Origin of the sequence: Fictibacillus marinisediminis, assembly GCF_023149135.1 — a bacterium.
GTDB classification, from domain to species: domain Bacteria; phylum Bacillota; class Bacilli; order Bacillales; family Fictibacillaceae; genus Fictibacillus_C; species Fictibacillus_C marinisediminis.
Window position 1 is genome coordinate 1,055,712 of the sequence record NZ_JAIWJX010000002.1, and the last position, 20,005, is coordinate 1,075,716.

Genomic DNA, 20,005 nt, shown 5'->3' on the forward strand with positions numbered 1-20,005 from the left:
GCATTCAGGGTTCGTTTGGTATAGAAAATAAAGGATTTTTAGTATTTTTATAGAAAATAATAAGGAAGGTAACTTGACTAAGTTTGGGGAGAAGATCATTTGAATCAATCAGAGAACATTTTAAATCAAGATGATGTCTTGCACATGCTGGATTCTTTATTAAGAGATCCGGTACCCTTTTGGGATGAATTTTATCGTGACCGCAATAAAAAGATTCCTTTTTTTCATAATGTGCCTGATGAAAACTTGGTTGAATACTTCGACAATGGCCGGTTAGGACCAGGCAGAGTCCTTGAACTAGGCTGCGGCCCGGGGAGAAACGCGATTTATCTTGCTCAAAAAGGCTGTGAGGTGGATGCGGTTGACCTATCTGAAGAAGCCTTGGACTGGGGAAAGGAACGAGCGCTGAAAAAAAATCTAGCTATTCATTTTATTCATCAGAATATCTTTGATCTGGATATAGAGGACGGATCCTATGACTTCATCTATGATTCAGGCTGTTTTCATCATCTTGCCCCGCATCGCAGGCTGACCTATGTGGAACTTGTAAACCGAGCTTTAAAACCAGGCGGCCATTTTGCGGTGACTTGTTTTGTGATGGGCGGCAGTTTGGGAGGCTCGGAAATTTCAGACTGGGAGGTGTACCGGGCGCGATCGGTGATGGGCGGATTGGGCTATACAGAGGAAAAGCTGAAAACTATTTTCAGGAGCTTTACGGCAGTAGAGGTTAGAAGGATGAAAGTGATGGGTGCAGGAAGCCCAACATTCGGTGTTCCGGATTTATGGACAGCGTTGTTTAAAAAGAATTCAAAGTAGTACAATTCTACCATTTAACGTTATTTTGCAAAAATTTTTAAAAAACAGGTTTAAAATCTAAAACTTTTTTTGTATGATAAGATGATAACAATTAAGTCATTTTTTTTGGGGGAAAGATGATGAATTCACTGAAACGGAGAATCCGGGGGCATAAAGGTATGGAGTTCGCTTTGATCTATCTTATCCTTTTGTTCGGTGTTGGTGCTTATCAGACAATTGAAGTCTTTATGAATATCAATCTTTATTCAGAACACGTTCTGTTCGGGCTGACTTCTCACTCGTTCATAGCTTCTATTTTGTTATTCTGGTCATTGATCAGTATTTTCTGGGTATTAAGCTTGCGAGTATTGGACTGGGCCCACCGTACATCCCTGTTTACATTAAAAAATGCAATATTTGGCTCTTTCGTTTTATTTCTTGGCGTTCCGATCGGAGTCTCCATACAGATATACAGCGTTATGTCTTTGAATACGATTCTCAGCTCAATTACAGAAGCTTTATTAATTACAACAATTATCTCTTTTGCGATCGGGATTTCAGGAAAGTTCCGAAAAACAGCATAAGCTCGATATCGGCTCTGCCTATTAGGCGGAGCCGATATTTTTTTATGATTACAATAAAAGGAAATTCAACTTGGGCAAGGAATTGATTAGATAGGTCAATCAGGATCAGGAGTGGCGGAGTTTATGAAAAAATACGTGATAACAGCGGCTGCCATCATTATTCTAGCCGTACTTATGAACAGCTGGTATTTTCCCTAATCAGTACTGAGTGTGAAAAAATCCTATACGCTGAATGGTGCCAATATCGTGATCGGTGAATATGTGAAGGATCTAAGAAGTTTTGAGCGCAGGTATAAAGAAAAGAAAAAAGATGATATGGTTGGCAACTATATCCCTTACGCCCTTGATCTCTTGAATCAAAAATGGCTGGTTACGAAAGGACCTGTCCGCTTAAGTGTGATGGATTTGGAGAACATGCAGTTTGAAACACAAAACGTCCGGGAGGATTTCATAAACCTCGAACGAAGGGGACCAAAAATGCGCAAAGACGCCCGAGAACAGCTCTATATGATAATCGATGGGTATGAGGGCATTGAAAATCAGCTGGAAGAGATCATCGATGATAAGTATATTTCCAGAAATCATCTGAAGACGAGACTCTATAATTTAAGAGGGTCGTACTCCAGCAATTTAAACAACGTACGATCATTTTTTCAAGAGAACTAATTCTGGGTGCCTTAATTCTGGGTGCCTGGCACCATTATAGTAAACTAGCTGAAGGGAGACTTCATGATTGAGCTAAAACCTGTCGATCGCGGCAACTGGGAAGAAGTGCTGCTGTTAAAAGTGAAAAAAGAGCAGGAGCATTTCGTGCCTTCTGTCGCTGTATCGCTGGCTAAAGTCTATATTAAGCCGGACGGCGATGATGTTGAGTACCTTCCATTTGCTATCTATGCAGAAGGAATGATGGTAGGATTCATCATGCATGCATTTGAAGAGCAGAGTGATAACATGTATTGGATCAATGGTTTTCTCATTGATGAAAAGCATCAGGGGAAGGGATATGGAAAAAGAGCGATGATTGAAATGATTTCATGGATTGAGGAGAGGTTTCCTCATTCCCGTGAAACACGGCTTACGGTCCATCAAGAGAACCAGAAGGCAGCCGTACTGTATAAGAGGCTGGGCTATCTGCCGACGGGAGATGTATATGAAGGAGAAATTGTGTACAAACGGGAAAGAATTCAATAGAACAAAACCAGTGGCTTTTGCACTGGTTTTTTTATTGAGTTATCAATTGATATGCGATATATTGGTTTTATGAAAAACATTCAACCAATTAGACGATTATCATTAAGAGAAGAAGTGTATCATCATTTAAAGAATGCAATACTCTTATTAGAACTGGAGCCTGAGGAACGATTGCATGACAAAGATCTTGCGGAGCAATTCGGCATCAGCCGGACACCGGTAAGGGAGGCTCTAAAAAAACTTGAAGATGAAGGACTAGTCGAAGCGATGCCGGGTTCCGCGACAAGAGTCGCTCCGTTAAATAACGATGAAGCGAACCATGCATTTACCGTCGTTGCAGCACTTCATGCTTTAGCCGCCAGACTTGCCGTTCCACTTCTGGAGGAAAAGGATATTAAAGAATTAAAAATACAAAATCAAAAGCTGAGATGTGCTATGGAAGAAAGGAATGTTATTGCCGCCATTCAAGCGGATGAGGATTTTCATCAGGTGTTTCTAACAGCAGCCGGAAATCCTGAGCTGGTGAAAGCGCTGGAGGTAAGTACCGCTAAGATCCGCCGTTTAGAAATGGCCCAATTCGGCTCCGTAAAAGGGGTAAATTCGATACAGCAGCATGAACAAATCATGGATGCCTGCATAGAAAAAGATAGTGAGAAAACGGCTCTCCTGACGGAAGTAAACTGGCTGAGTCTCGGAGAACTGCTGATTCAACAATGAAGAGAGAGGTGTACCCCATGCGGCCTGTCATCGTCGGTATTTGCTCAGCTTTCTTTTTTGCCTTTACATTTGTGCTAAACCGTTTAATGGAATTATCAGGAGGAAGCTGGATCTGGAGCGCTTCACTTCGCTATTTTTTCATGGTGCCCTTTCTGTTGATTATTGTCATGTTAAGGGGAAACTTGGGACAGCTGATGCAGACCATGAAAGAACAGACGAAAAGCTGGCTGTTATGGAGTTTGGTGGGCTTCGGCCTATTTTATGCTCCCATCTGTTTTGCTGCAGCCTATGAACCTGGATGGCTGATCGCCGGAACGTGGCAGATTACCATTATCTCAGGCTCACTTCTCGTTCCTTTTTTTAAGGAACAGGTTCAAACATCACAAGGGCTTCAATCGGTAAGAGGGAAGATTCCGTTTAAGGGGCTCTCCATGTCGTTGGTCATCCTTCTTGGCATTGTCCTGATGCAGATGGAGCAGGCAGGAACACTTTCGTTCAGCGATGTGCTGCTAGGAGTACTTCCTGTGTTAGTCGCTTCGTTTGCTTATCCGCTCGGTAATCGAAAAATGATGGAGTTATGCGGAGGCCGGTTGGATGCTTATCAGCGGGTACTTGGCATGACGCTCGCCAGTCTTCCTTTCTGGATCGTTCTCGCTGTTATTGGCTGGTTTGCCGATGGGCCTCCAACGGCAGTCCAAACCTTTCAATCCGCCCTGGTAGCTCTTTCTTCAGGCGTTATCGCCACGGTGCTGTTCTTTTATGCCACGGATCTTGTCAGGGGGAACATGCAGCAGTTAGCGGCTGTTGAAGCGACCCAATCTGCGGAAGTCCTCTTTGCGGCAATGGGCGAAATATGGCTGTTATCCTTGCCGATGCCCTCCGCTTTATCATGGCTTGGCATGGCGTTAATCATGGTTGGAATGATTCTTCACAGCTATGTTTCACGGGTGAAAAAACGCTCAAGCCTGCAAAAAGCTAACATTTCATAAAAAGGGATTTATTTCCTTGTCTACTTTATTAATCATTCGGGTATTAACATTGGTAAAAGAGGAAGGGAAGACTTTGCCATGGCTTGGATTGAAGATCACTTGCTGCTTGTCATACTGGCGGTGCTTGCAATCATCGTGTTTGTGTTATTGTTTAAACTTGCTCTGCGTGCCGCCCTCATATTTGGAGTTATTGCCATCATCGCTATTGTCATATTTGGGGTAAGCCCCGACAAAATTATGAACATAGGAAAACAAGGCGTGAATTCTGCATCAACAGCATATGAAAAAACGATTGAGCCCGTGATAAAAAAAGAAATGGTCGATGCCAAACATGTTGAAAAGAAAGACGGAAGCTTTGTTATTCAGAGTAAAAGCGTAAAGATCACAGGCAAGGATGGAGACGAAAACGCAAAAGTCGTCTATAAAGGAAAAACCTATGATGTTGATATGAATGTAGTCAAGCCACTGCGTGAACAAATCGATACGACAAAACAATAAAAACGTGATAAGCACGCCTGGAATGATAAGAGTGAGATTCCAGGCTTTTTTGTGTTCTCGAAAGGATACATTCATATTTCTGGATTTGGTGGCAATAATTTAAATGAGCAGGAAATGAGGTGTATGAATGAAACGAAAGTCGGTCCTTATGATCAGTCTGGCCTACACGGTTTTTATGGCGGTCTTGTTTTTTTATTACTTTCCAAAAGGAGAGGTTCACAGCTATCAGGTAGCATTAGGAGGAGTTCTGTGTGGAGCCATCCCGCTTATCCTTGCCCGGTTTACTAAATTAAAGTTCAACCTGCCCATATTGCTTTCCTATTTAGCTTTTCTTTTTGCATCACAATATTTAGGTTCCATTCTTCATTTTTATGGTCTGGGCTGGTGGGATACGTTTCTGCATTTACTGAGCGGAGCTTTACTTGCTTTCGTTGCAGTGGCTCTTTATGAAAGGCTCGTACATCGGGAAGGAGGAACGCATATTTCAGCATGGCTTGTCTTCTGGTTCGTTCTTTCATTTGCCGTTCTTGGCGGAGTCATCTGGGAGATGTATGAGTTCAGTATGGATCAGATCTTTGCTATGACGCTGCAGGGCGGGGGAAACAGCGATACGATGGTGGATCTTATTGCGGATACGTCAGGCGGCTTCATCATTGCCGTCATTTCACTGGTACGGACAAAACAAAAATTCGATGCACCAGACGGCGGGAAAGAACCTGGTCTGCCTCCTGAATCCTTGGCATAATGACAGCCCGAATCAACAAAGATTCGGGCTGTTCTTATTTACTGTTCCAATGCTGAAGCAAAGGTCCATCCGTACCGAAAACAGGATCGTTTTCAGGGAGAGGAACATAACGTATTTCTTCTAGGGCCGCAGGGCGTTCACCGTCGACTCCGCGCATCAGATTATAATCCATTCCGTTGGGGTAAGCACCAGCCACTTGAAAATCTGCGCTGGATTCCATGTTAATGTGACCGGTTCCAGCTGGCAAAACGATGACATCACCAGCATGAATCTGCAGCTCTTGTCCGGATTTTCCACCAATCTTAACTGTTGCAAATCCCGATATGACACCTAATACCTCATGAGTGTTGCTGTGATAATGATGATAGTCGAAAATGCCGTTCCGCCAGCTGTTTAGCCAGTTGTTCTCATTAAAAATCTGTTCGGCTTGGTAAGATCGTTCAGCCAAAACCCCTTCATAGAACAATACCGGCCAATCTGGATGATTAGGGATAAATCCATCATCTTCAAAATAATAGGTTTTCACCTCATACGTACTCATTTCGATTTGCCTCCTCAGTATACTTTTTAAATGAATTCCCGCTATGGTTGAAGATTAACCACAATGAATCGCTTATTTTATTGAAATTCAACACTTGACGTAATGAAATATATTATTTATACTAACTTACATAAAGTAATAAACAATAAAAATGGTTCATTTAGTGGAGGGAAATTAACATGGCAAAAGATTTTTTAACTTCGGTTCAAGAGAGACGCTCTTATTATGGAATCAGTAAAGAAGCCGTTGTTTCTGATGAAAGAATTCAGGAAATTATCAATCATGCGGTAAAATACACACCATCTTCTTTTAATTCACAAAGTGCCCGTGTTGTTGTATTGCTTGGCGAAAACCACGATAAACTTTGGAATATCACGAAAGAAACTCTTCGCGCCATCGTTCCGGCAGATCAGTTTGCTCCGACAGAAGAAAAAATGAACGCATTCGGAAGCGGATACGGAACCGTCCTATTTTTCGAGGATCAAAAAGTAGTGGAAGGGCTTCAAGAAGCATTCGCAGCTTATGCAGACAACTTCCCAATCTGGTCAAATCATTCTTCAGGAATGCTTCAATTTGTCGTTTGGACTGCACTAGAGAATGAAGGATTCGGTGCATCACTTCAGCACTACAACCCAATCATTGATGAAGAAGTAAAACAAGAATGGAATGTGCCAGAAAACTGGAAGCTTATCGCTCAAATGCCATTCGGCAAGCCTGTGGCAGCACCAGGCGAAAAAGAATTCCAGCCGCTTGAAGACCGTGTGAAAATCTATAAATAAAAACAGGAAGAGACCGTCTCCTTAAGACGGTCTCTTTTTTTTGTGTCATTTATAATCCAACAATAAACATGCATCCTTTCTGTTAAAAATACTGTTACCTTATGTATGCAGCAAAATCACTGCTTTAAAACGGAAATGTGAATAATGAACAGGAAAAACGAGGTGCCAGGCACCCCGTTTTTAACCGATCTGATTCCATTTTTGGACATTGCGTACATCAATCAGCGGCTCAATGTTTATTCTGTAAGTCTGATAATGTGCCGATTCAATATGACTGTCGATTGCATTCTGATTTTTCCATAATTCATACAGCATAAAAGCTTTTGGGTCATCCTGCGATTGATGAAGGTTATAGTGTAAGCATCCTTCCTCGTTTCTCGAATGCTTCAATACTTCAAGAAGTACGTTCTGCGCTTCTTCTTCACGTCCAGGTTTTGCTGTAAGCGTGGCTGAAACTGCGATAGGGCTCATCATTTTTTCCTCCCATTTTTGTTTAGTTAGAGTGAACCTACTATAACGGACACTCTGTAAAAAGTCATCTCATTTACCTAAGCAAAAACCAGTCCCGGATTCATGAGACTGGCTTCTTGCATTTATTATACAGCTGTAACGTCAAGAGTCACTTCAATGTTTCCGCGGGTTGCTTTAGAATATGGACATACTTGGTGAGCCTGTTCGATCAGCTGCTGGGCTTCTTCCTGGCTGGCTCCCTTAATGGAAGCATGTAAAGCAACTGCTAAACCAAAGCCCCCATCGGTATCTTTGCCGATACTTACTTCTGCGGTAACACTGGATTCAACTCGTTTTCTTGCTTGGCGGGCTACAAGCTGAAGAGCACTGTCAAAGCAGGCTGCGTAACCTGCAGCAAATAATTGTTCAGGGTTGGTAGCACCTGTTTCTTCTTTTCCGCCAAGTGCTTTTGGCATGGATAGTGAAAAATCAAGAGTGCTGTCACTGGATTTAACTTTACCTTGTCGTCCGCCGTCTGCGGTTGCTTTTGCTGTGTATAAAGATTCCATGAATGATCTCTCCTTTTTGATTTATATTGTGCACAATTCAATTACTCGATATCAATTTAACATGAAGTAATTTGTTTGTCAAAAATTAAATTGTTCACAATTTAATTTGACGATAATGTTTGGTTGAAATATAGTGGAAATAGGAATATGAAGTGAGTGGAGGCGAAGAAAAATGAGTAACGACCCATTGAAACTGGAAAACCAGATCTGTTTTATGGTTTATGCGGCTGCACGTGAAATCACGAAGCAGTACCGTCCATTGCTGGAGGAGCTCAATGTCACCTACCCGCAATACCTGGTCCTGCTCGTACTATGGGAAAAGAAAGAGCTAGCCGTGAAAGATCTTGGTGAGAAGCTGTTCCTCGATTCGGGTACCCTGACACCAATGCTGAAAAGAATGGAAGCTCATGGACTGATCGTGAGGAACCGTTCCAAGCAGGATGAGCGAAGTGTGATGGTCTCCTTGACGGAAAGAGGGGAAGGTCTGCGTGAGAATGCAGCATGTATTCCCGGAGCCCTGCTTGAAAACATGAAGATGGAAGACGATGAACTGAAAAACTTAAAGAGAAGCCTTGGTAAAATACTGAACAACATTCAAGAAGAAGAGTAAAACCCCATTCGTTTAAGCCGAATGGGGTTTTTTACTGAAGTGTTAATCTGTCCTTGTTTGGCTGATCAATCAGGAGAAAAGCAAGAAAGGCACTGCTGATATTAAAAGAGTAGTCCGCAAGCTCATTAAAATTATACTCGATCATGGAGGCAGCTATTATCTGCCTTATTACTCTTTCGCCAGCCAAAGCCATCTGGAACGTGCCTATCCGCATACACAAGAATTCTTTGCACTGAAAGGAAAGTATGATCCGTCCGAAATGTTCATGAACTACTTTAATAAGGAATACGGAGATGACCTATAAAAGTAGAGTGACAGGTTTGGTGACCGTATACTGCTCCTGATCTATGCATGGGGAATGGCTGTGGTCATGCTGCTGGTTCCAGTCCTATTTGAGACCTGGCATGTCTTTGTTTGTATTTGATCGGAGGGATAATTCTCTGGAGGCGCCCGGTTATGGATGAATCAGCCAGGCAGTTGGAAAAAAAGGTGATGTAAAGTAAAAAGAAGGACGAACCCCGGATTCGGGTGTTTCGTCCTTTCATTTTGTAAGGATCAAGAAGGATTACCCAAGCGCTTTAGTTCCTCGTCGATCTGTTTAATATCAATCCGCTCAAACAGTGGCTTTACACCTGAAAGCTGAATTCGATCCGGATAAATCACCTTCCACGATGATTCTTTCATTCCAAGTGCCTGCTGGACTTCTTTGCTCGAAAAAGGAAGGAAGGGTTCCAGCAGCTGCGCGAGATTAGCGATAATGGCAACACAGGTAGCCATTGTTGTCTCACAGCCAGCAGGGTTCCCATTAATTTGTTTCCAAGGCTGCTGTTCATCAAAATATTTATTCGCCGAACGGATGTAAGTGAAAATTTCTTCAAGTGCTTCTTTAAAACGGGACTCTTCAATCAAACAGCCTGTCTTTTGGTAAAGAGGAGGTAAAAGGGATTCTGCGATACGGTCAACTCTACTCTCTGGCAAGAGCCCGCCGTAATATTTTTCAATAAATTTAAGTGTCCGGTTCACAAAATTGCCGTAGGCCCCAAGCAGTTCGCCGTTATGGCTATAGATGAACTCTCTCCATGAAAAATCAGTATCCCGGTTTTCGGGTGCATTGATCGTTAGGAAGTAGCGGATCGAATCCGGATGGTACCTCTCCAGAATGTCTGGAACCCAGACCGCCCAATTTTTACTTGTGGATAATTTTTTCTTCTCCAGTGTCAAATATTCATTCGAAACAATGTGACGGGGAAGGGCGGGATTTTGAATTCCGTGCAGGATGGCAGGCCAGATGATGGTGTGGAACGGAATGTTATCCTTGCCATGGATATAATACGTGATCGTGTCTTCCTTCCAAAAGAGTGAATCATCATTGCCGGTCTCCTGTGACCATAATTGGCTGGCAGAAAAATAGCCTGACACCGCTTCAATCCAGACATACACCTTTTTGTCTTCATAGCCCTCGACCGGGATACTTACTCCAATAGGCAAGTCACGTGAAACGGCACGGTCGATCAATCCTTCTTGTAGATAGCGCTTAGTCAACTGAATGGCATTCTGCCGCCAGGATTGTTTCTGCTCTGCTCGTTCAACATCTCTTTCCAGCTTTTGCTGAAACTGACGAAGCGCTAAATAGAAATGCTCAGTGAGTTTGAACACGGGCGGCTGGCCGCATAGCTTACATGTCCGGTCCAGCAGATCACCAGGATCAAGGATGGCAGAACAATAGTCGCATTGATCTCCTCGCGCCTGTTTTCCGCATACGGGGCAGGTACCCTCAACATAACGGTCAGGCAGAAACTGATCGTAGGTTTCACAATACGCTTGCTCCATTTCTTTTTTATAGATATATCCGTTGTTTAATAAAGTAAGAAAAATTTTCTGAACGACCTCATGATGTTGGGGGTGGTCCGTTCTCGTGTAACAGTCGTACGAGAAACCGAGCTTGGAGAAGCAATTCTGAAATTCGGTATGAAAGCGGTCCGCTACTTCCTGCGGTGGAATGTTTTCCTGCCTTGCCCGGATAGTAATCGGTGTCCCGTTGCAGTCACTGCCTGAAACGTATAATACGTTTTCTCTCTTTAGGCGGTAATAGCGGGCTAACAGATCTCCGGGGAGCAGACTTGATATGTGTCCAGTGTGCAGCGAGCCATTCGCATAGGGCCAGGCTCCTCCAATAAAAATCGGCATTAGTCATCCTCCTCAATTTAGAGTTCAGCTGTATCAGAATTGGCTAAACTGTTGGATTACATGCTTGGACTTAAAAAACCCGTCCATATCTAAACATAGATAAGGACGGATTTGATCCTCCCGTGGTACCACCTTCATTCATGAGAGGCTTTCGCCTGTCACCTCAGCAAGTACAGAGTGGATAAAAAGAACACTCTTATACTGTGGATTTGATAACAAGTGCCACCACTTGCTGCCGCCTACTTGCATAAAGTAGCGTTTGGGACAGAGCTCAGAGACCATTTTCAAACCGTGACTTTTTGCTTCTTTTCAGCTGGCGAAGCTCTCTGTGTAAAAATAGTACGATTCTACTTTTCTCATCATTGCTTTTTTGAATAAGGATTTTGTAACCATTATTATAGCAAGTATATTCAAAAAATATCCAGTATTACAATAAAATAGATAAATAAGTCTATTGCTTGCATGTCCCCTCGAGAGTAAAATAAAATTGTCTGAAAATTATGATAGCGAGGAGACAGGTGAATGAAAAAGAGGAACATGGCATTGGCGGCCGCAGCCGTGATATTATTGTCAGTCAGTATGCCTTCTTTTCAGCATGGAAACAGCCCTGCTTTAAGAGGAAATGCTGTAAATGCTCAATCATTAAGCTCGAAATCTTCTGCAGATGACTTTTTAAAAAGGAATGCCGCTAAGTACAACCTTTCAAATGATCTCTCAGGCCTGGACTATGTTACGACCATTTCAACTGCTGCCGGCAGCTATGTACGTTATCAGCAGACGGTCAACGGTTCACCTGTTTTCTCCAAGCAGCTTACCGCGACAGTCGATCTCGATGGACATGTCAGTTTGGTAGTCTCAGATTATACACCATATAACTCAGTTGAACGGGCGCCGGACAAGCTTACAAAGGAGCAGGCTGAGACAAAGGCTGCTGCCTATATCAATGACAAAGGAAAAGGTAAGTGGGGCACGACCGGAAACACGTTTGGCTATGTGATTCAAAACGGCAAAGCTATTCCTGTGTATAAAGTCGTGATTCATGCGAATGAACCATTTGGGGCTTGGGAAGCGATCGTCCATGCGGGCAATGGGAGATTAATAGAGAAAAAGGATCTTAACCAAAAAGCAACAGGTTCAGGCCAGGTTTTTCTACCGAATCCGGTGGAGTCCAGTGGAAGTGCGGCAGGGCTGGCAGACAATAATGATGCGGATTCACCAGCATTGAACGCACAGCTTAAAAATGTTCAATTATTGGGTCTTGATGGAACAGGAAAACTGGCAGGCCAATATGTTGCCATTAACTCAAAAGCAAGGACTAAAAGCTCAGACCTTACATTCAATTACACTCGCTCGGATAATCAATTTGAAGATGTAATGGCTTACTATCATATTGATACCTTGCAGCGCTACATTCAATCGCTTGGTTTTGCCAACATCAACAACCGTTCGATTACCGCGAATGTGAATACGTATAAACAAGATAATTCTTTTTACAGCCCGACGAAGAAGGATCTTACCTTTGGTTCTGGCGGGGTGGATGATGCTGAGGATGCAGGGGTCATCGCTCACGAATATGGACATTCTATTCAGGACAGTCAGGTTCCAGGTTTTGGGAACTCCCTTGAAGGAGGATCAATGGGGGAGGGCTTTGGAGACTATCTTGGTGCAACCTATGAGGATGCAGTTACAGGGGATGGATTTGGACATGCTTGTGTTGCGGAATGGGATTCAACCTCCTATTCTTCGTCAAACCCTCCTTGTCTGAGAAGACTGGATGAAGACAAAGTATATCCAAGGGATGTTGCCGGGGAAGTCCATGCGGATGGAGAGATTTGGTCTCAGCCTCTATATGAGCTGGCAGGAGCTATTGGAAGAGACGCTGCTACAAAAATTATTTTGCAGTCTCATTGGTCACTTACACCCAATGCAACTTTTAATGACGGGGCACGGGCAATCAAACAGGCCGATCAGCAGCTGAACGGAGGCAGAAACGCAAAGACAATCGACGCCTTCTTCAAAGCGAGAGGCCTGTCAACCAATTAAAAAAAGAACCCCCTTGCTCTTCTTGGGGGTTCTTCCTATTTATTTTTATTCTGATCCAATTTCACGATCTTATATGCACCATGCTTGATGACTTGCCTTTCATACTGTGGATCTACCTCCTGAAATTCTTTGAAATCTGCCACTACAGTATCTGGAAAGCTTGCAATGACCCTGGCTTTCATGTTATTTACTTCGATTACGTCGTAAGGAAGTGCTGGTTTCATAGAAATCTCCTTTATAATGATTTGAACCCATAAAAAAAGAGCCGATCAGGCTCTTTTTTTATGACAAGCTCAAATTCTGATCTTACACGTGTGTAGGTGTGTCACGGATTACTCCGTGCTCGCTTTGAAGGCTGCCATTAGCAGCAGCTGCACCCATCAATGCTGTTAAAACCAAAAAAGTTCCCAGTAAAATTTTTGCTTTTTTCATCGTAAATACCCCATTTCTTCAATTTTGGTTTTAGCGCGGTACGCCTGATAAAAATAAGTACTGGCTTTTTCAAACTTTTTTTCATGATGAAGAATCGTAGCAATGGCTTCGGTATAATCCTGTACAAAGCCCCATAACTGCTGTTCTTCAAAGTATTTCAAATGCTCAGTAACAACTTGCTCGATTTCCTCAGAGGGAAGATTAGAGTACTGGGCATTTAAAATTTGCAGGTGGTGAATATATTCTTCATTCTGAATGGTGCTGCAAACGTCCATGCCTTGCTGGAGATAAAAAAAGCCATTCTCTTTATCTTCCATTTTGAAGTATTCCCGTGCGAGCAGGAAGGATAGTTTATGGGGGATAAACTCCTTGCTGTACAGCTCGCTAAGGTGGCGAATGGCAATATCGGACAAATTTTGTTCAGAATAAAGGAATCCAAGGTTATAGCGTATAAAGTTGAGAAGCTCTTCATCTTTAAACTTCTCAGCGATATCCAGTGAATCCAAAAAGTGCTCTTCTGCCTGCTCGTACTGTTTTAGGCTAAGACAGCAGAGACCTAGAATGTTTTCACAGTCTGCACTTCTGAGATCGTTTTTTGAAACTTCTTCATACGTGGTTTTAGCCAGTTTTGCATAGCTGAGTGAAAGCAGAAACTTCCTGCTGTGATAATAGGCAGTGGCCGCTTTATAAAAAAATTCGGCAACTTCGATCTTATCTTCAATACTGCCCATAAATCTTTCCGCTTCATAATAGCAGGCCACAGCTTCTATGTACTGGTTCATACTGTAGGCATAGACGCCTTTGAAAAAGTGATAGTAGAAAGCCATTTCAGGGGATAACTGTCTTTGAAGCAGTTCAAGCTGCTGCAATAGAACTGCAGTGTCATCAAAGTTTTTTTGGATGAGTGTATACCGGATCTCCAGCAGCGAATGCCATAACAGTTCTTGCTGATCCAGTCCGGCAGGATCGATTTGTTCCTGCACCTCTATATTTAATTCTTCGACCACTGCCAGATTTCGATCCCTCATACTCACGTTCCATCGACTGAGCAATTCAATGACTTCAGACGCCTTTTCTGTTTGTAATATCATGATAACTCCCCTTAAGAAGGTTATATGAAAATAGTAGCATATAATGGAAAAAGGAAAGTTGGGAAAGTAGTATTGAAAATATAGCGATTATTAAGCAGGAATCTATCTCATTTTCCCAAGTTATTCTAAAATTCGGATTTTTCATCTTTATTCATTTTGGGTTTATAATAGTAGCCATTGTGGTAATTAGCAATGAGGAAGGTGAAGATTATGTATAAGCTCATCTCGCTTGCTATACCAATTGTACTGCTAAGCGTATGGCTTGGCTTTGCGCATGGTGACAAAGCGAAAACGGAAGAAAATATGCCAAAAACTAAAATAAATTCAGGATCGCATCCTTTAAATACTTTATCTAATGTTGTTGTTTCAACCGACAGTCTTTCGAATCAGGAAAAGGATATCATACTGGAGCAGGTCATCTCGACAGACAAGCTCTTTCCTGATCAGCGACCTGCCAGTATATCGGCTCACAGCGGCAAAACCTACGCGAATGCAAAAGAAAAGCCGGTGAAAGAAAGTATAGTAAAGCCGGTGAAGCAAAAACCGGCAAAGGAAAAAAAGGCAAAGAAACCTACAGATAACAAAGGCTTGAAAAAAGGAAAAGTGAAAAAAGACAAGCCGGAAAAGCCGGAAAAACCTGCAAAAGAGGAAGAAAACCACGTTAAAATTCTGAAGCCTTCTGAAAAGCCTGATGATCAGACAAAGCCAAAACCTAAACCAAAGCCTGAAAAACCAATGCCGCCTAAGGAAGAAGAAACAAATAAGGACGATGGGACAGATGGCGGTCAAAGTGATGCTCAGCCATCACAGCAGGATGACAGTGCTCAAATACAAAGCATAACCCCTCAAAATGAGAGTACAACAGAATAAAACGAAGGCCTTTTCTGAAGGGAAGGTCTTTTTTGTTGTGATCTTGAGAGAAAAGTCTTGCTTGTTTGGGCGGAATTGAGCGCAACTCAGAATAATTGAGCCAAATCGGCAATAATTGAGCGTAACTTGAACCTTTTAGCAAGGTCAGATAACTGCACAGCCTGATTGCAGATAAATACTAATGTTAAATCAATCACTCCGCTCTGTTGTTCATCAACTCACAGAAAAGGGTAGAATACTATCGAAGCAATATTTTTAGGCGTTGAGGAGGCTCTATTCTATGTATATCTTTACAGGAGATGAAATTAAAAAAATCGATCAGACAGCACAAAATAGCGGCATGGATATGTATACCTTGATGGAGAATGCCGGAAAGGCTCTATATGAAGCCGTCTCGGATCTGGTAACCAGAGAAAGCCGTATCCTCGTCATGGCGGGTAAAGGCAATAACGGCGGAGATGGCATCGTGCTCTCAAGATATCTTCAGCAAAACGGATTCCACTGTGAGCTCACCCTTTCAGCTGGAAAACCAGGCACGGAAACAGCGTGCAAACATTTTACTTATTATAAGGTTTGCGGTCTGAAGGTCTCAGAACGGGAAGGGAAATATGATGTGATCATTGACGCCCTGCTCGGTGTCGGAACTTCTCCTCCCTTAAGAGGGAAGATTGCCCAAGAGGTCAGATGGGCAAATTCGCAGCAAGCACTGAAAATAGCGGTGGATCTCCCTTCAGGTGTCTCTGCAGATCATGGCGAAACAGATGAAGCCTTTCAAGCAGAATTTACTTTTTGCCTGCATGGCTTTAAACCCTCTGCGTTTTTTGAAGGAAGTACTGATTTCTTTGGTGTCACCAGAGTGTTATCAATCGGTTTGCCTCAGCAATCCAAATGGCAAGTTTGGACAGAAGAAAATGTGCGGTCAACGTTTCATAAGAGGTTTGCCGGTGCACATAAAGGAACGTTTGGAACGGGCCTTCTTCTTGCAGGATCTGATGAGATGCCAGGAAGTGCGCTGCTGGCTGGAAAAGGCGCATTAAAAAGCGGCATTGGAAAATTGACTATAGGAACGAGCCGTTTTGTCTCAGGGATCCTGGCTGGGCAGCTGCCAGAAGCGATGTACAAGCATGACGGACTAGAGGCTGTGGGAGAGGGCGATGTACCAAAAGGGATAAAGGCCTGCGCGATCGGACCAGGGCTGGCGGATGCTGGAAAAACCGACATGGCATTACAGCACTTAATGAACACGGATCTGCATCTGGTCATAGATGCAGGAGCACTAAAAAAACGAACGTACCCGAAGCGAAAAGGATTAGTGATCCTAACCCCGCATCCAGGTGAATTCAGCAGAATGACAGGCGTACCAGCCAGTGACATACAAAAAAACAGATTTCAGTATGCTCTTGCCTATGCACAGGAACAGAACGCAATCGTTATTTTGAAAGGAAGATATACGGTGCTGGCCTTTCCTGACGGCAGCCTTATCGTCAATCCGACAGGCAACGCCGGACTGGCTAAAGGGGGAACAGGTGACACGCTTACCGGAATGCTTCTGGCTTTCGTTTCCTCAGAAAAAGACGTAAAGCCGGCTGTTGCCAATGCAGTTTATTTTCATGGAGCAAGTGCTGATTTATGGGAACAGACAAATGCTGAGCGAGGATTGCTCGCCAGTGATGTAAGTGAACACCTGCCGCTGGTCATGAAATCATTTGAGCAATAAATCCGTAATTAGACAAAGTTTCCAACTTAACATAGATAAAAGTTTATTACAAATAAAAAGTCAGACGTTCAAGTTAGGAAGAAAAGGCACGAAAGTAACTAATGGGCAGCGATTTAAGGAATGGTTTTTAATTTTGGCAATGCTATTCGGGTGAACTATCTTCTGACAGCTAAAAGCTTGCAGCAGATAGGTGGATTAGCAAGCATATAGATTAAAAATATGTTTCATAAACCGCAAATACGGATAATTATATGTATTATTTGTCAAAATACGTCGAAAAATAATTAGGATAAGGAGTGCAGAGTACAAAGGAATTTGGAAATTTTGAAGGAGGAAGTTCATGTCAGATCAAGGACCATTTAAAAAAACGATATCATTATTAGATCTAATACTCATCGGACTAGGAGCCATATTTGGATCAGCTTGGCTGTTTGCAGTAAGTAATGTTGCTTCCAAAGCAGGGCCGATCGGAAGTATTTCCTGGATTATCGGAGGAGTCATCATTCTGCTTATCGGGCTTGTCTATGCTGAACTGGGTGCAGCCCTTCCGCGTACAGGGGGGATTTTAAGGTATCCGGTGTATTCGCATGGACCGCTGGTAGGATATCTCATATCCTTTATTACTATCGTTGCTTACACAAGCTTGATTTCAATAGAAGTAACTGCTGTCAGACAGTATATCGCTTACTGGTTTCCAGGGCTTACGAAAGCGGGGTCTGACTCGCCGACGATCGCCGGCTGGCTCGTACAGTTCGGTTTGCTTTGTCTGTTTTTCCTGTTGAACTACTGGAGTGTTAAAACATTTACAAAATCGAACATTATCATTTCGATCTTTAAATATTTTGTCCCGCTCACCATTATCACCGTGTTAGCCTTCCATTTTAAATCCGGAAACTTCTCGGTTGAAGGATTCGCTCCATTTGGTTTCCAAGGTGTCCAGGCCGCAATATCCACAGGCGGTGTTATGTTTGCCTATCTAGGGCTGCATCCGATCGTATCTGTTGCAGGTGAAGTAAAGAATCCTCAGCGGAACATTCCAATCGCACTCATTGTGTGTATCGTTCTCGCCGCAGTGATTTATAGTCTTCTGCAGGTTCTGTTTATTGGTGCTATTCCTACAGATGTGCTTGGTGGAGGCTGGCAAAAGATACAGCAAGAATTCGCCCTGCCGTTTAAAGATATAGCAGTCGCTCTGGGACTAGGATGGCTTGCGACCATCGTTGTGCTTGATGCCGTCATTTCACCCGGCGGAAATGGAAATATCTTCATGAACACAACATCCCGTTTAGTGTACGCATGGAGCCGTACAGGAACACTGTTTAATGTATTCTCAAGAGTACATGAAAAAACAGGAATCCCTCGGCCGTCATTATGGCTGTCCTTCGTGCTGTCCGTGTTCTGGACACTGCCGTTTCCATCTTGGAACGCGCTCGTAAATGTGTGTTCAGTTGCCTTGATCCTTTCCTATGCAATCGCTCCGATTTCTTCGGCGGCCTTCCGCTTAAACGCGAAGGATCTTCATAAGCCATTTACTCTTAAAGGGATGAGTATTATTGCTCCTCTCTCCTTTATTTTCGCGACCTATATCGTCTATTGGTCCGGATGGAAGACGATTTCATGGTTGATCGGTTCACAGCTTCTGATGTTCGTCATCTACCTGCTCTTTTCGAAGTATGTACCGAAGAAGGATGTCAGTCTTGCACAGCAATTGAAATCATCATGGTGGCTAGTTGCCTACTATGTGATGATGCTTATCATTTCGTATATCGGTTCCTTTGGAGGCGGAATAGGTGTGTTGAGTAATCCATTGGATCTCATAATCATTGCTATCGGCTCTCTGTTGATTTATTTCTGGGCCAAACATTCCGGGCTGCCAAAAGCCATTATTGATAATGATGATGAGGATCTTAAAGAACAAGAAGAAAGCATAAAGGAAAATCCTGTTTCAACGTAATAAACAAATCAACTATAAATAAAGAGTCTCTCCCAAACGGGGGGAGGCTCTTTATCATATAGGTTATGGAAGTTGACACCCTTGAGAAAAAGAAGTATATTACTTATTGTTTTTTTATTTTGTGCAAAATTTAATTTCAGGCAATAAAATATATGGAATTTAAATGGAGGTTATCTTATGTCAACCAGAGATTTTACAGATGTTATCAATGAACGTCACTCAGTAAGGAAATATGATCCTTCTGCAGAACTGTCAGCAGAAGAAATTACAGAACTCCTTGAGGACGCAGCTAAAGCACCATCTTCTTGGAACCTTCAGCACTGGAAGTTTCTTGTGTTCCATGATCAGCAAGCAAAAGAGCAGCTTCTTCCGATTGCTTATAATCAGGAACAAGTAGTGCAAGCATCAGCAGTTGTTGCCATTCTTGGTGATTTAGAAGCTGACCAAAATGCTGACAGAGTTTATCAGGATGCCGTTGATGGCGGATTTATGACAGAGGAAATTAAAACAGCACTTGTTAGCCAAATTAAAGATGCTTATGCAACACGTCCGGAAATGGCTCGTGATGAGGCCATCCGCAATGCCTCACTTGCATCCATGCAGCTTATGCTTACAGCAAAAGCAAAAGAACTTGATACGTGTGCAATGGGTGGATTCAATGCCGATGAACTCGTAAAAGCGTTTGGCATTCCGGAAAGGTATCTTCCCGTTATGCTGATATCTGTAGGAAAGGCAGCTAAAACAGCTCATCAGACTGCCCGATTCCCGATCCAAGAAGCGATTGTATGGAACAAATTTTAATTTATGTAATGTAAAAAAGCAGCTCTCACATGTGAGAGCTGCTTTTTTTAGGCTTCAAGCCAGTTTTGAGACCAATTTTCCACTTCTCTCATGATCGGCTGGAACGCCAATCCTTTTTCAGTAAGGGAATACTCTATGCGTACAGGGGTCTCTGGAATAACCACCCGTTTTACTAAACCATGCTGTTCAAGGTCTTTTAATCTCTCAGAAAGAATCCTGCCGCTCACTCCGATGGCTGATTCAATGGCACAAAAACGGTGAGGGCCGGATAGAAGCAGATAAATAATCATGCCCGTCCATCGCTGGCTCAAGAGATTCATTGTTTTTTCGAACCTGGGACAAAGTTTGGACGTGTTCATTATGTACCTTCACCTCGCTAATTTTAGTATAACACAAGATGATTTTTATTAATATAATTACTTTTAGTAAGTGTTGATAAACA

The 20,005-nt window shown here is 42.8% G+C and carries 23 protein-coding genes; 15 read left to right on the forward strand and 8 right to left on the reverse strand.

The genetic code is table 11. From position 1 onward, the window contains the following. The first annotated feature begins 144 nt into the window (after nucleotides 1-144). The 8 genes from LCY76_RS05830 (at nucleotide 145) to LCY76_RS05865 (ending at nucleotide 5,519) form a co-directional block, all read left to right on the forward strand. Entirely contained in the window at nucleotides 145-816 is a 672-nt protein-coding gene (locus tag LCY76_RS05830) for a class I SAM-dependent methyltransferase (protein WP_248254603.1), read from the forward strand. A gap of 119 nt (nucleotides 817-935) precedes the next feature. After that, nucleotides 936-1,379: a hypothetical protein gene (locus LCY76_RS05835; RefSeq protein ID WP_248251837.1), complete on the forward strand. Its 444-nt coding sequence runs from the start codon at nucleotides 936-938 to the stop codon at nucleotides 1,377-1,379. A 210-nt stretch (nucleotides 1,380-1,589) separates the two neighbouring features. Then, nucleotides 1,590-2,045, forward strand: a complete 456-nt coding sequence (locus LCY76_RS05840; protein ID WP_248251838.1) for a hypothetical protein — start codon at nucleotides 1,590-1,592, stop codon at nucleotides 2,043-2,045. Nucleotides 2,046-2,108: 63 nt separating this feature from the next. Continuing rightward, complete coding sequence (locus tag LCY76_RS05845; protein WP_248251839.1) at nucleotides 2,109-2,570, forward strand: GNAT family N-acetyltransferase; 462 nt, start codon at nucleotides 2,109-2,111, stop codon at nucleotides 2,568-2,570. Nucleotides 2,571-2,639: 69 nt separating this feature from the next. Beyond that, nucleotides 2,640-3,287 (forward strand): GntR family transcriptional regulator, encoded by a 648-nt coding sequence (locus tag LCY76_RS05850; protein ID WP_248251840.1) that lies wholly within the window; start codon nucleotides 2,640-2,642, stop codon nucleotides 3,285-3,287. A 17-nt stretch (nucleotides 3,288-3,304) separates the two neighbouring features. Further along, complete coding sequence (locus LCY76_RS05855) at nucleotides 3,305-4,276, forward strand: DMT family transporter (protein WP_248251841.1); 972 nt, start codon at nucleotides 3,305-3,307, stop codon at nucleotides 4,274-4,276. Between the two features lie 78 nt (nucleotides 4,277-4,354). After that, nucleotides 4,355-4,774 (forward strand): hypothetical protein, encoded by a 420-nt coding sequence (locus LCY76_RS05860; protein ID WP_248251842.1) that lies wholly within the window; start codon nucleotides 4,355-4,357, stop codon nucleotides 4,772-4,774. A 127-nt stretch (nucleotides 4,775-4,901) separates the two neighbouring features. Beyond that, nucleotides 4,902-5,519 (forward strand): DUF2238 domain-containing protein, encoded by a 618-nt coding sequence (locus LCY76_RS05865; RefSeq protein WP_248251843.1) that lies wholly within the window; start codon nucleotides 4,902-4,904, stop codon nucleotides 5,517-5,519. Between the two features lie 34 nt (nucleotides 5,520-5,553). Here LCY76_RS05865 and LCY76_RS05870 read toward each other — a convergent pair whose 3' ends face one another. Then, nucleotides 5,554-6,060, reverse strand: a complete 507-nt coding sequence (locus tag LCY76_RS05870) for a cupin domain-containing protein (protein ID WP_248251844.1) — start codon at nucleotides 6,058-6,060, stop codon at nucleotides 5,554-5,556. Nucleotides 6,061-6,239: 179 nt separating this feature from the next. Between LCY76_RS05870 and LCY76_RS05875 the strand changes: the two genes are divergently transcribed. After that, nucleotides 6,240-6,839: a nitroreductase family protein gene (locus LCY76_RS05875; protein ID WP_248251845.1), complete on the forward strand. Its 600-nt coding sequence runs from the start codon at nucleotides 6,240-6,242 to the stop codon at nucleotides 6,837-6,839. A gap of 180 nt (nucleotides 6,840-7,019) precedes the next feature. On the opposite strand, the gene LCY76_RS05880 is transcribed toward LCY76_RS05875, so the two are convergent. Together LCY76_RS05880 and LCY76_RS05885 are read right to left on the reverse strand one after the other, a co-directional pair. Further along, the gene (locus tag LCY76_RS05880; protein WP_248251846.1) at nucleotides 7,020-7,310 is read right to left on the reverse strand and encodes a putative quinol monooxygenase; all 291 of its coding nucleotides are present in this window, start codon (nucleotides 7,308-7,310) and stop codon (nucleotides 7,020-7,022) included. Nucleotides 7,311-7,435: 125 nt separating this feature from the next. After that, the gene (locus LCY76_RS05885) at nucleotides 7,436-7,858 is read right to left on the reverse strand and encodes an organic hydroperoxide resistance protein (protein ID WP_248251847.1); all 423 of its coding nucleotides are present in this window, start codon (nucleotides 7,856-7,858) and stop codon (nucleotides 7,436-7,438) included. A gap of 172 nt (nucleotides 7,859-8,030) precedes the next feature. Here LCY76_RS05885 and LCY76_RS05890 point away from each other — a divergent pair, with 172 nt between their 5' ends. Next, a complete protein-coding gene (locus LCY76_RS05890) occupies nucleotides 8,031-8,468 on the forward strand; it encodes a MarR family winged helix-turn-helix transcriptional regulator (protein WP_248251848.1) in 438 nt (145 codons plus the stop codon). A 555-nt stretch (nucleotides 8,469-9,023) separates the two neighbouring features. Here LCY76_RS05890 and metG read toward each other — a convergent pair. Then, complete coding sequence (gene metG / locus LCY76_RS05900) at nucleotides 9,024-10,655, reverse strand: methionine--tRNA ligase (RefSeq protein ID WP_248251849.1); 1,632 nt, start codon at nucleotides 10,653-10,655, stop codon at nucleotides 9,024-9,026. A 579-nt stretch (nucleotides 10,656-11,234) separates the two neighbouring features. Here metG and LCY76_RS05905 point away from each other — a divergent pair. Further along, nucleotides 11,235-12,698: a M36 family metallopeptidase gene (locus tag LCY76_RS05905; RefSeq protein ID WP_248254604.1), complete on the forward strand. Its 1,464-nt coding sequence runs from the start codon at nucleotides 11,235-11,237 to the stop codon at nucleotides 12,696-12,698. Between the two features lie 35 nt (nucleotides 12,699-12,733). Here the strand turns inward: LCY76_RS05905 and LCY76_RS05910 are convergent, their stop codons facing one another. The 3 genes from LCY76_RS05910 to LCY76_RS05915 form a co-directional block, all read right to left on the reverse strand. After that, nucleotides 12,734-12,922 (reverse strand): hypothetical protein, encoded by a 189-nt coding sequence (locus tag LCY76_RS05910; protein ID WP_248251850.1) that lies wholly within the window; start codon nucleotides 12,920-12,922, stop codon nucleotides 12,734-12,736. 82 nt (nucleotides 12,923-13,004) lie between these two features. Then, on the reverse strand, nucleotides 13,005-13,130 hold the full coding sequence (locus LCY76_RS23800; protein ID WP_255357573.1) for a hypothetical protein: 126 nt from the start codon (nucleotides 13,128-13,130) through the stop codon (nucleotides 13,005-13,007). Beyond that, entirely contained in the window at nucleotides 13,127-14,221 is a 1,095-nt protein-coding gene (locus LCY76_RS05915) for a tetratricopeptide repeat protein (protein ID WP_053355305.1), read from the reverse strand. Before LCY76_RS05915 ends, LCY76_RS23800 begins: the two co-directional genes overlap by 4 nt. 210 nt (nucleotides 14,222-14,431) lie before the next feature. Here LCY76_RS05915 and LCY76_RS05920 point away from each other — a divergent pair, with 210 nt between their 5' ends. From LCY76_RS05920 to LCY76_RS05935, 4 genes are all read left to right on the forward strand, one after another. Continuing rightward, nucleotides 14,432-15,091 carry a hypothetical protein gene (locus tag LCY76_RS05920; RefSeq protein WP_248251851.1) on the forward strand — a complete coding sequence of 220 codons (660 nt, stop codon included), beginning with the start codon at nucleotides 14,432-14,434 and terminating at the stop codon, nucleotides 15,089-15,091. A 280-nt stretch (nucleotides 15,092-15,371) separates the two neighbouring features. Further along, nucleotides 15,372-16,808 (forward strand): NAD(P)H-hydrate dehydratase, encoded by a 1,437-nt coding sequence (locus LCY76_RS05925; protein WP_248251852.1) that lies wholly within the window; start codon nucleotides 15,372-15,374, stop codon nucleotides 16,806-16,808. A 340-nt stretch (nucleotides 16,809-17,148) separates the two neighbouring features. After that, a complete protein-coding gene (locus tag LCY76_RS05930) occupies nucleotides 17,149-18,762 on the forward strand; it encodes an APC family permease (protein WP_248251853.1) in 1,614 nt (537 codons plus the stop codon). Between the two features lie 177 nt (nucleotides 18,763-18,939). Then, nucleotides 18,940-19,563, forward strand: coding sequence for a nitroreductase family protein (locus LCY76_RS05935; protein WP_248251854.1), 624 nt, complete (start codon nucleotides 18,940-18,942; stop codon nucleotides 19,561-19,563). Between the two features lie 47 nt (nucleotides 19,564-19,610). Here LCY76_RS05935 and LCY76_RS05940 read toward each other — a convergent pair whose 3' ends face one another. Then, nucleotides 19,611-19,922, reverse strand: coding sequence for a winged helix-turn-helix transcriptional regulator (locus LCY76_RS05940; protein WP_248251855.1), 312 nt, complete (start codon nucleotides 19,920-19,922; stop codon nucleotides 19,611-19,613). Between the last annotated feature and the right edge of the window lie 83 nt (nucleotides 19,923-20,005).

What these genes read in the sequence shown, in the direction of transcription:
- LCY76_RS05910 (WP_248251850.1), bottom strand. Translation starts at nt 12,922, where the DNA reads ATGAAACCAGCACTTCCTTACGACGTAATCGAAGTAAATAACATGAAA.
- LCY76_RS05830 (WP_248254603.1), top strand. Translation starts at nt 145, where the DNA reads ATGCTGGATTCTTTATTAAGAGATCCGGTACCCTTTTGGGATGAATTT.
- LCY76_RS05940 (WP_248251855.1), bottom strand. Translation starts at nt 19,922, where the DNA reads ATGAACACGTCCAAACTTTGTCCCAGGTTCGAAAAAACAATGAATCTC.
- LCY76_RS05930 (WP_248251853.1), top strand. Translation starts at nt 17,149, where the DNA reads ATGTCAGATCAAGGACCATTTAAAAAAACGATATCATTATTAGATCTA.
- LCY76_RS05835 (WP_248251837.1), top strand. Translation starts at nt 936, where the DNA reads ATGAATTCACTGAAACGGAGAATCCGGGGGCATAAAGGTATGGAGTTC.
- LCY76_RS05845 (WP_248251839.1), top strand. Translation starts at nt 2,109, where the DNA reads ATGATTGAGCTAAAACCTGTCGATCGCGGCAACTGGGAAGAAGTGCTG.
- LCY76_RS05860 (WP_248251842.1), top strand. Translation starts at nt 4,355, where the DNA reads ATGGCTTGGATTGAAGATCACTTGCTGCTTGTCATACTGGCGGTGCTT.
- LCY76_RS05850 (WP_248251840.1), top strand. Translation starts at nt 2,640, where the DNA reads ATGAAAAACATTCAACCAATTAGACGATTATCATTAAGAGAAGAAGTG.
- LCY76_RS05855 (WP_248251841.1), top strand. Translation starts at nt 3,305, where the DNA reads ATGCGGCCTGTCATCGTCGGTATTTGCTCAGCTTTCTTTTTTGCCTTT.
- metG (WP_248251849.1), bottom strand. Translation starts at nt 10,655, where the DNA reads ATGCCGATTTTTATTGGAGGAGCCTGGCCCTATGCGAATGGCTCGCTG.
- LCY76_RS05870 (WP_248251844.1), bottom strand. Translation starts at nt 6,060, where the DNA reads ATGAGTACGTATGAGGTGAAAACCTATTATTTTGAAGATGATGGATTT.
- LCY76_RS05935 (WP_248251854.1), top strand. Translation starts at nt 18,940, where the DNA reads ATGTCAACCAGAGATTTTACAGATGTTATCAATGAACGTCACTCAGTA.
- LCY76_RS05865 (WP_248251843.1), top strand. Translation starts at nt 4,902, where the DNA reads ATGAAACGAAAGTCGGTCCTTATGATCAGTCTGGCCTACACGGTTTTT.
- LCY76_RS05905 (WP_248254604.1), top strand. Translation starts at nt 11,235, where the DNA reads ATGCCTTCTTTTCAGCATGGAAACAGCCCTGCTTTAAGAGGAAATGCT.
- LCY76_RS05915 (WP_053355305.1), bottom strand. Translation starts at nt 14,221, where the DNA reads ATGATATTACAAACAGAAAAGGCGTCTGAAGTCATTGAATTGCTCAGT.
- LCY76_RS05875 (WP_248251845.1), top strand. Translation starts at nt 6,240, where the DNA reads ATGGCAAAAGATTTTTTAACTTCGGTTCAAGAGAGACGCTCTTATTAT.
- LCY76_RS23800 (WP_255357573.1), bottom strand. Translation starts at nt 13,130, where the DNA reads ATGAAAAAAGCAAAAATTTTACTGGGAACTTTTTTGGTTTTAACAGCA.
- LCY76_RS05925 (WP_248251852.1), top strand. Translation starts at nt 15,372, where the DNA reads ATGTATATCTTTACAGGAGATGAAATTAAAAAAATCGATCAGACAGCA.
- LCY76_RS05885 (WP_248251847.1), bottom strand. Translation starts at nt 7,858, where the DNA reads ATGGAATCTTTATACACAGCAAAAGCAACCGCAGACGGCGGACGACAA.
- LCY76_RS05880 (WP_248251846.1), bottom strand. Translation starts at nt 7,310, where the DNA reads ATGAGCCCTATCGCAGTTTCAGCCACGCTTACAGCAAAACCTGGACGT.
- LCY76_RS05890 (WP_248251848.1), top strand. Translation starts at nt 8,031, where the DNA reads ATGAGTAACGACCCATTGAAACTGGAAAACCAGATCTGTTTTATGGTT.
- LCY76_RS05920 (WP_248251851.1), top strand. Translation starts at nt 14,432, where the DNA reads ATGTATAAGCTCATCTCGCTTGCTATACCAATTGTACTGCTAAGCGTA.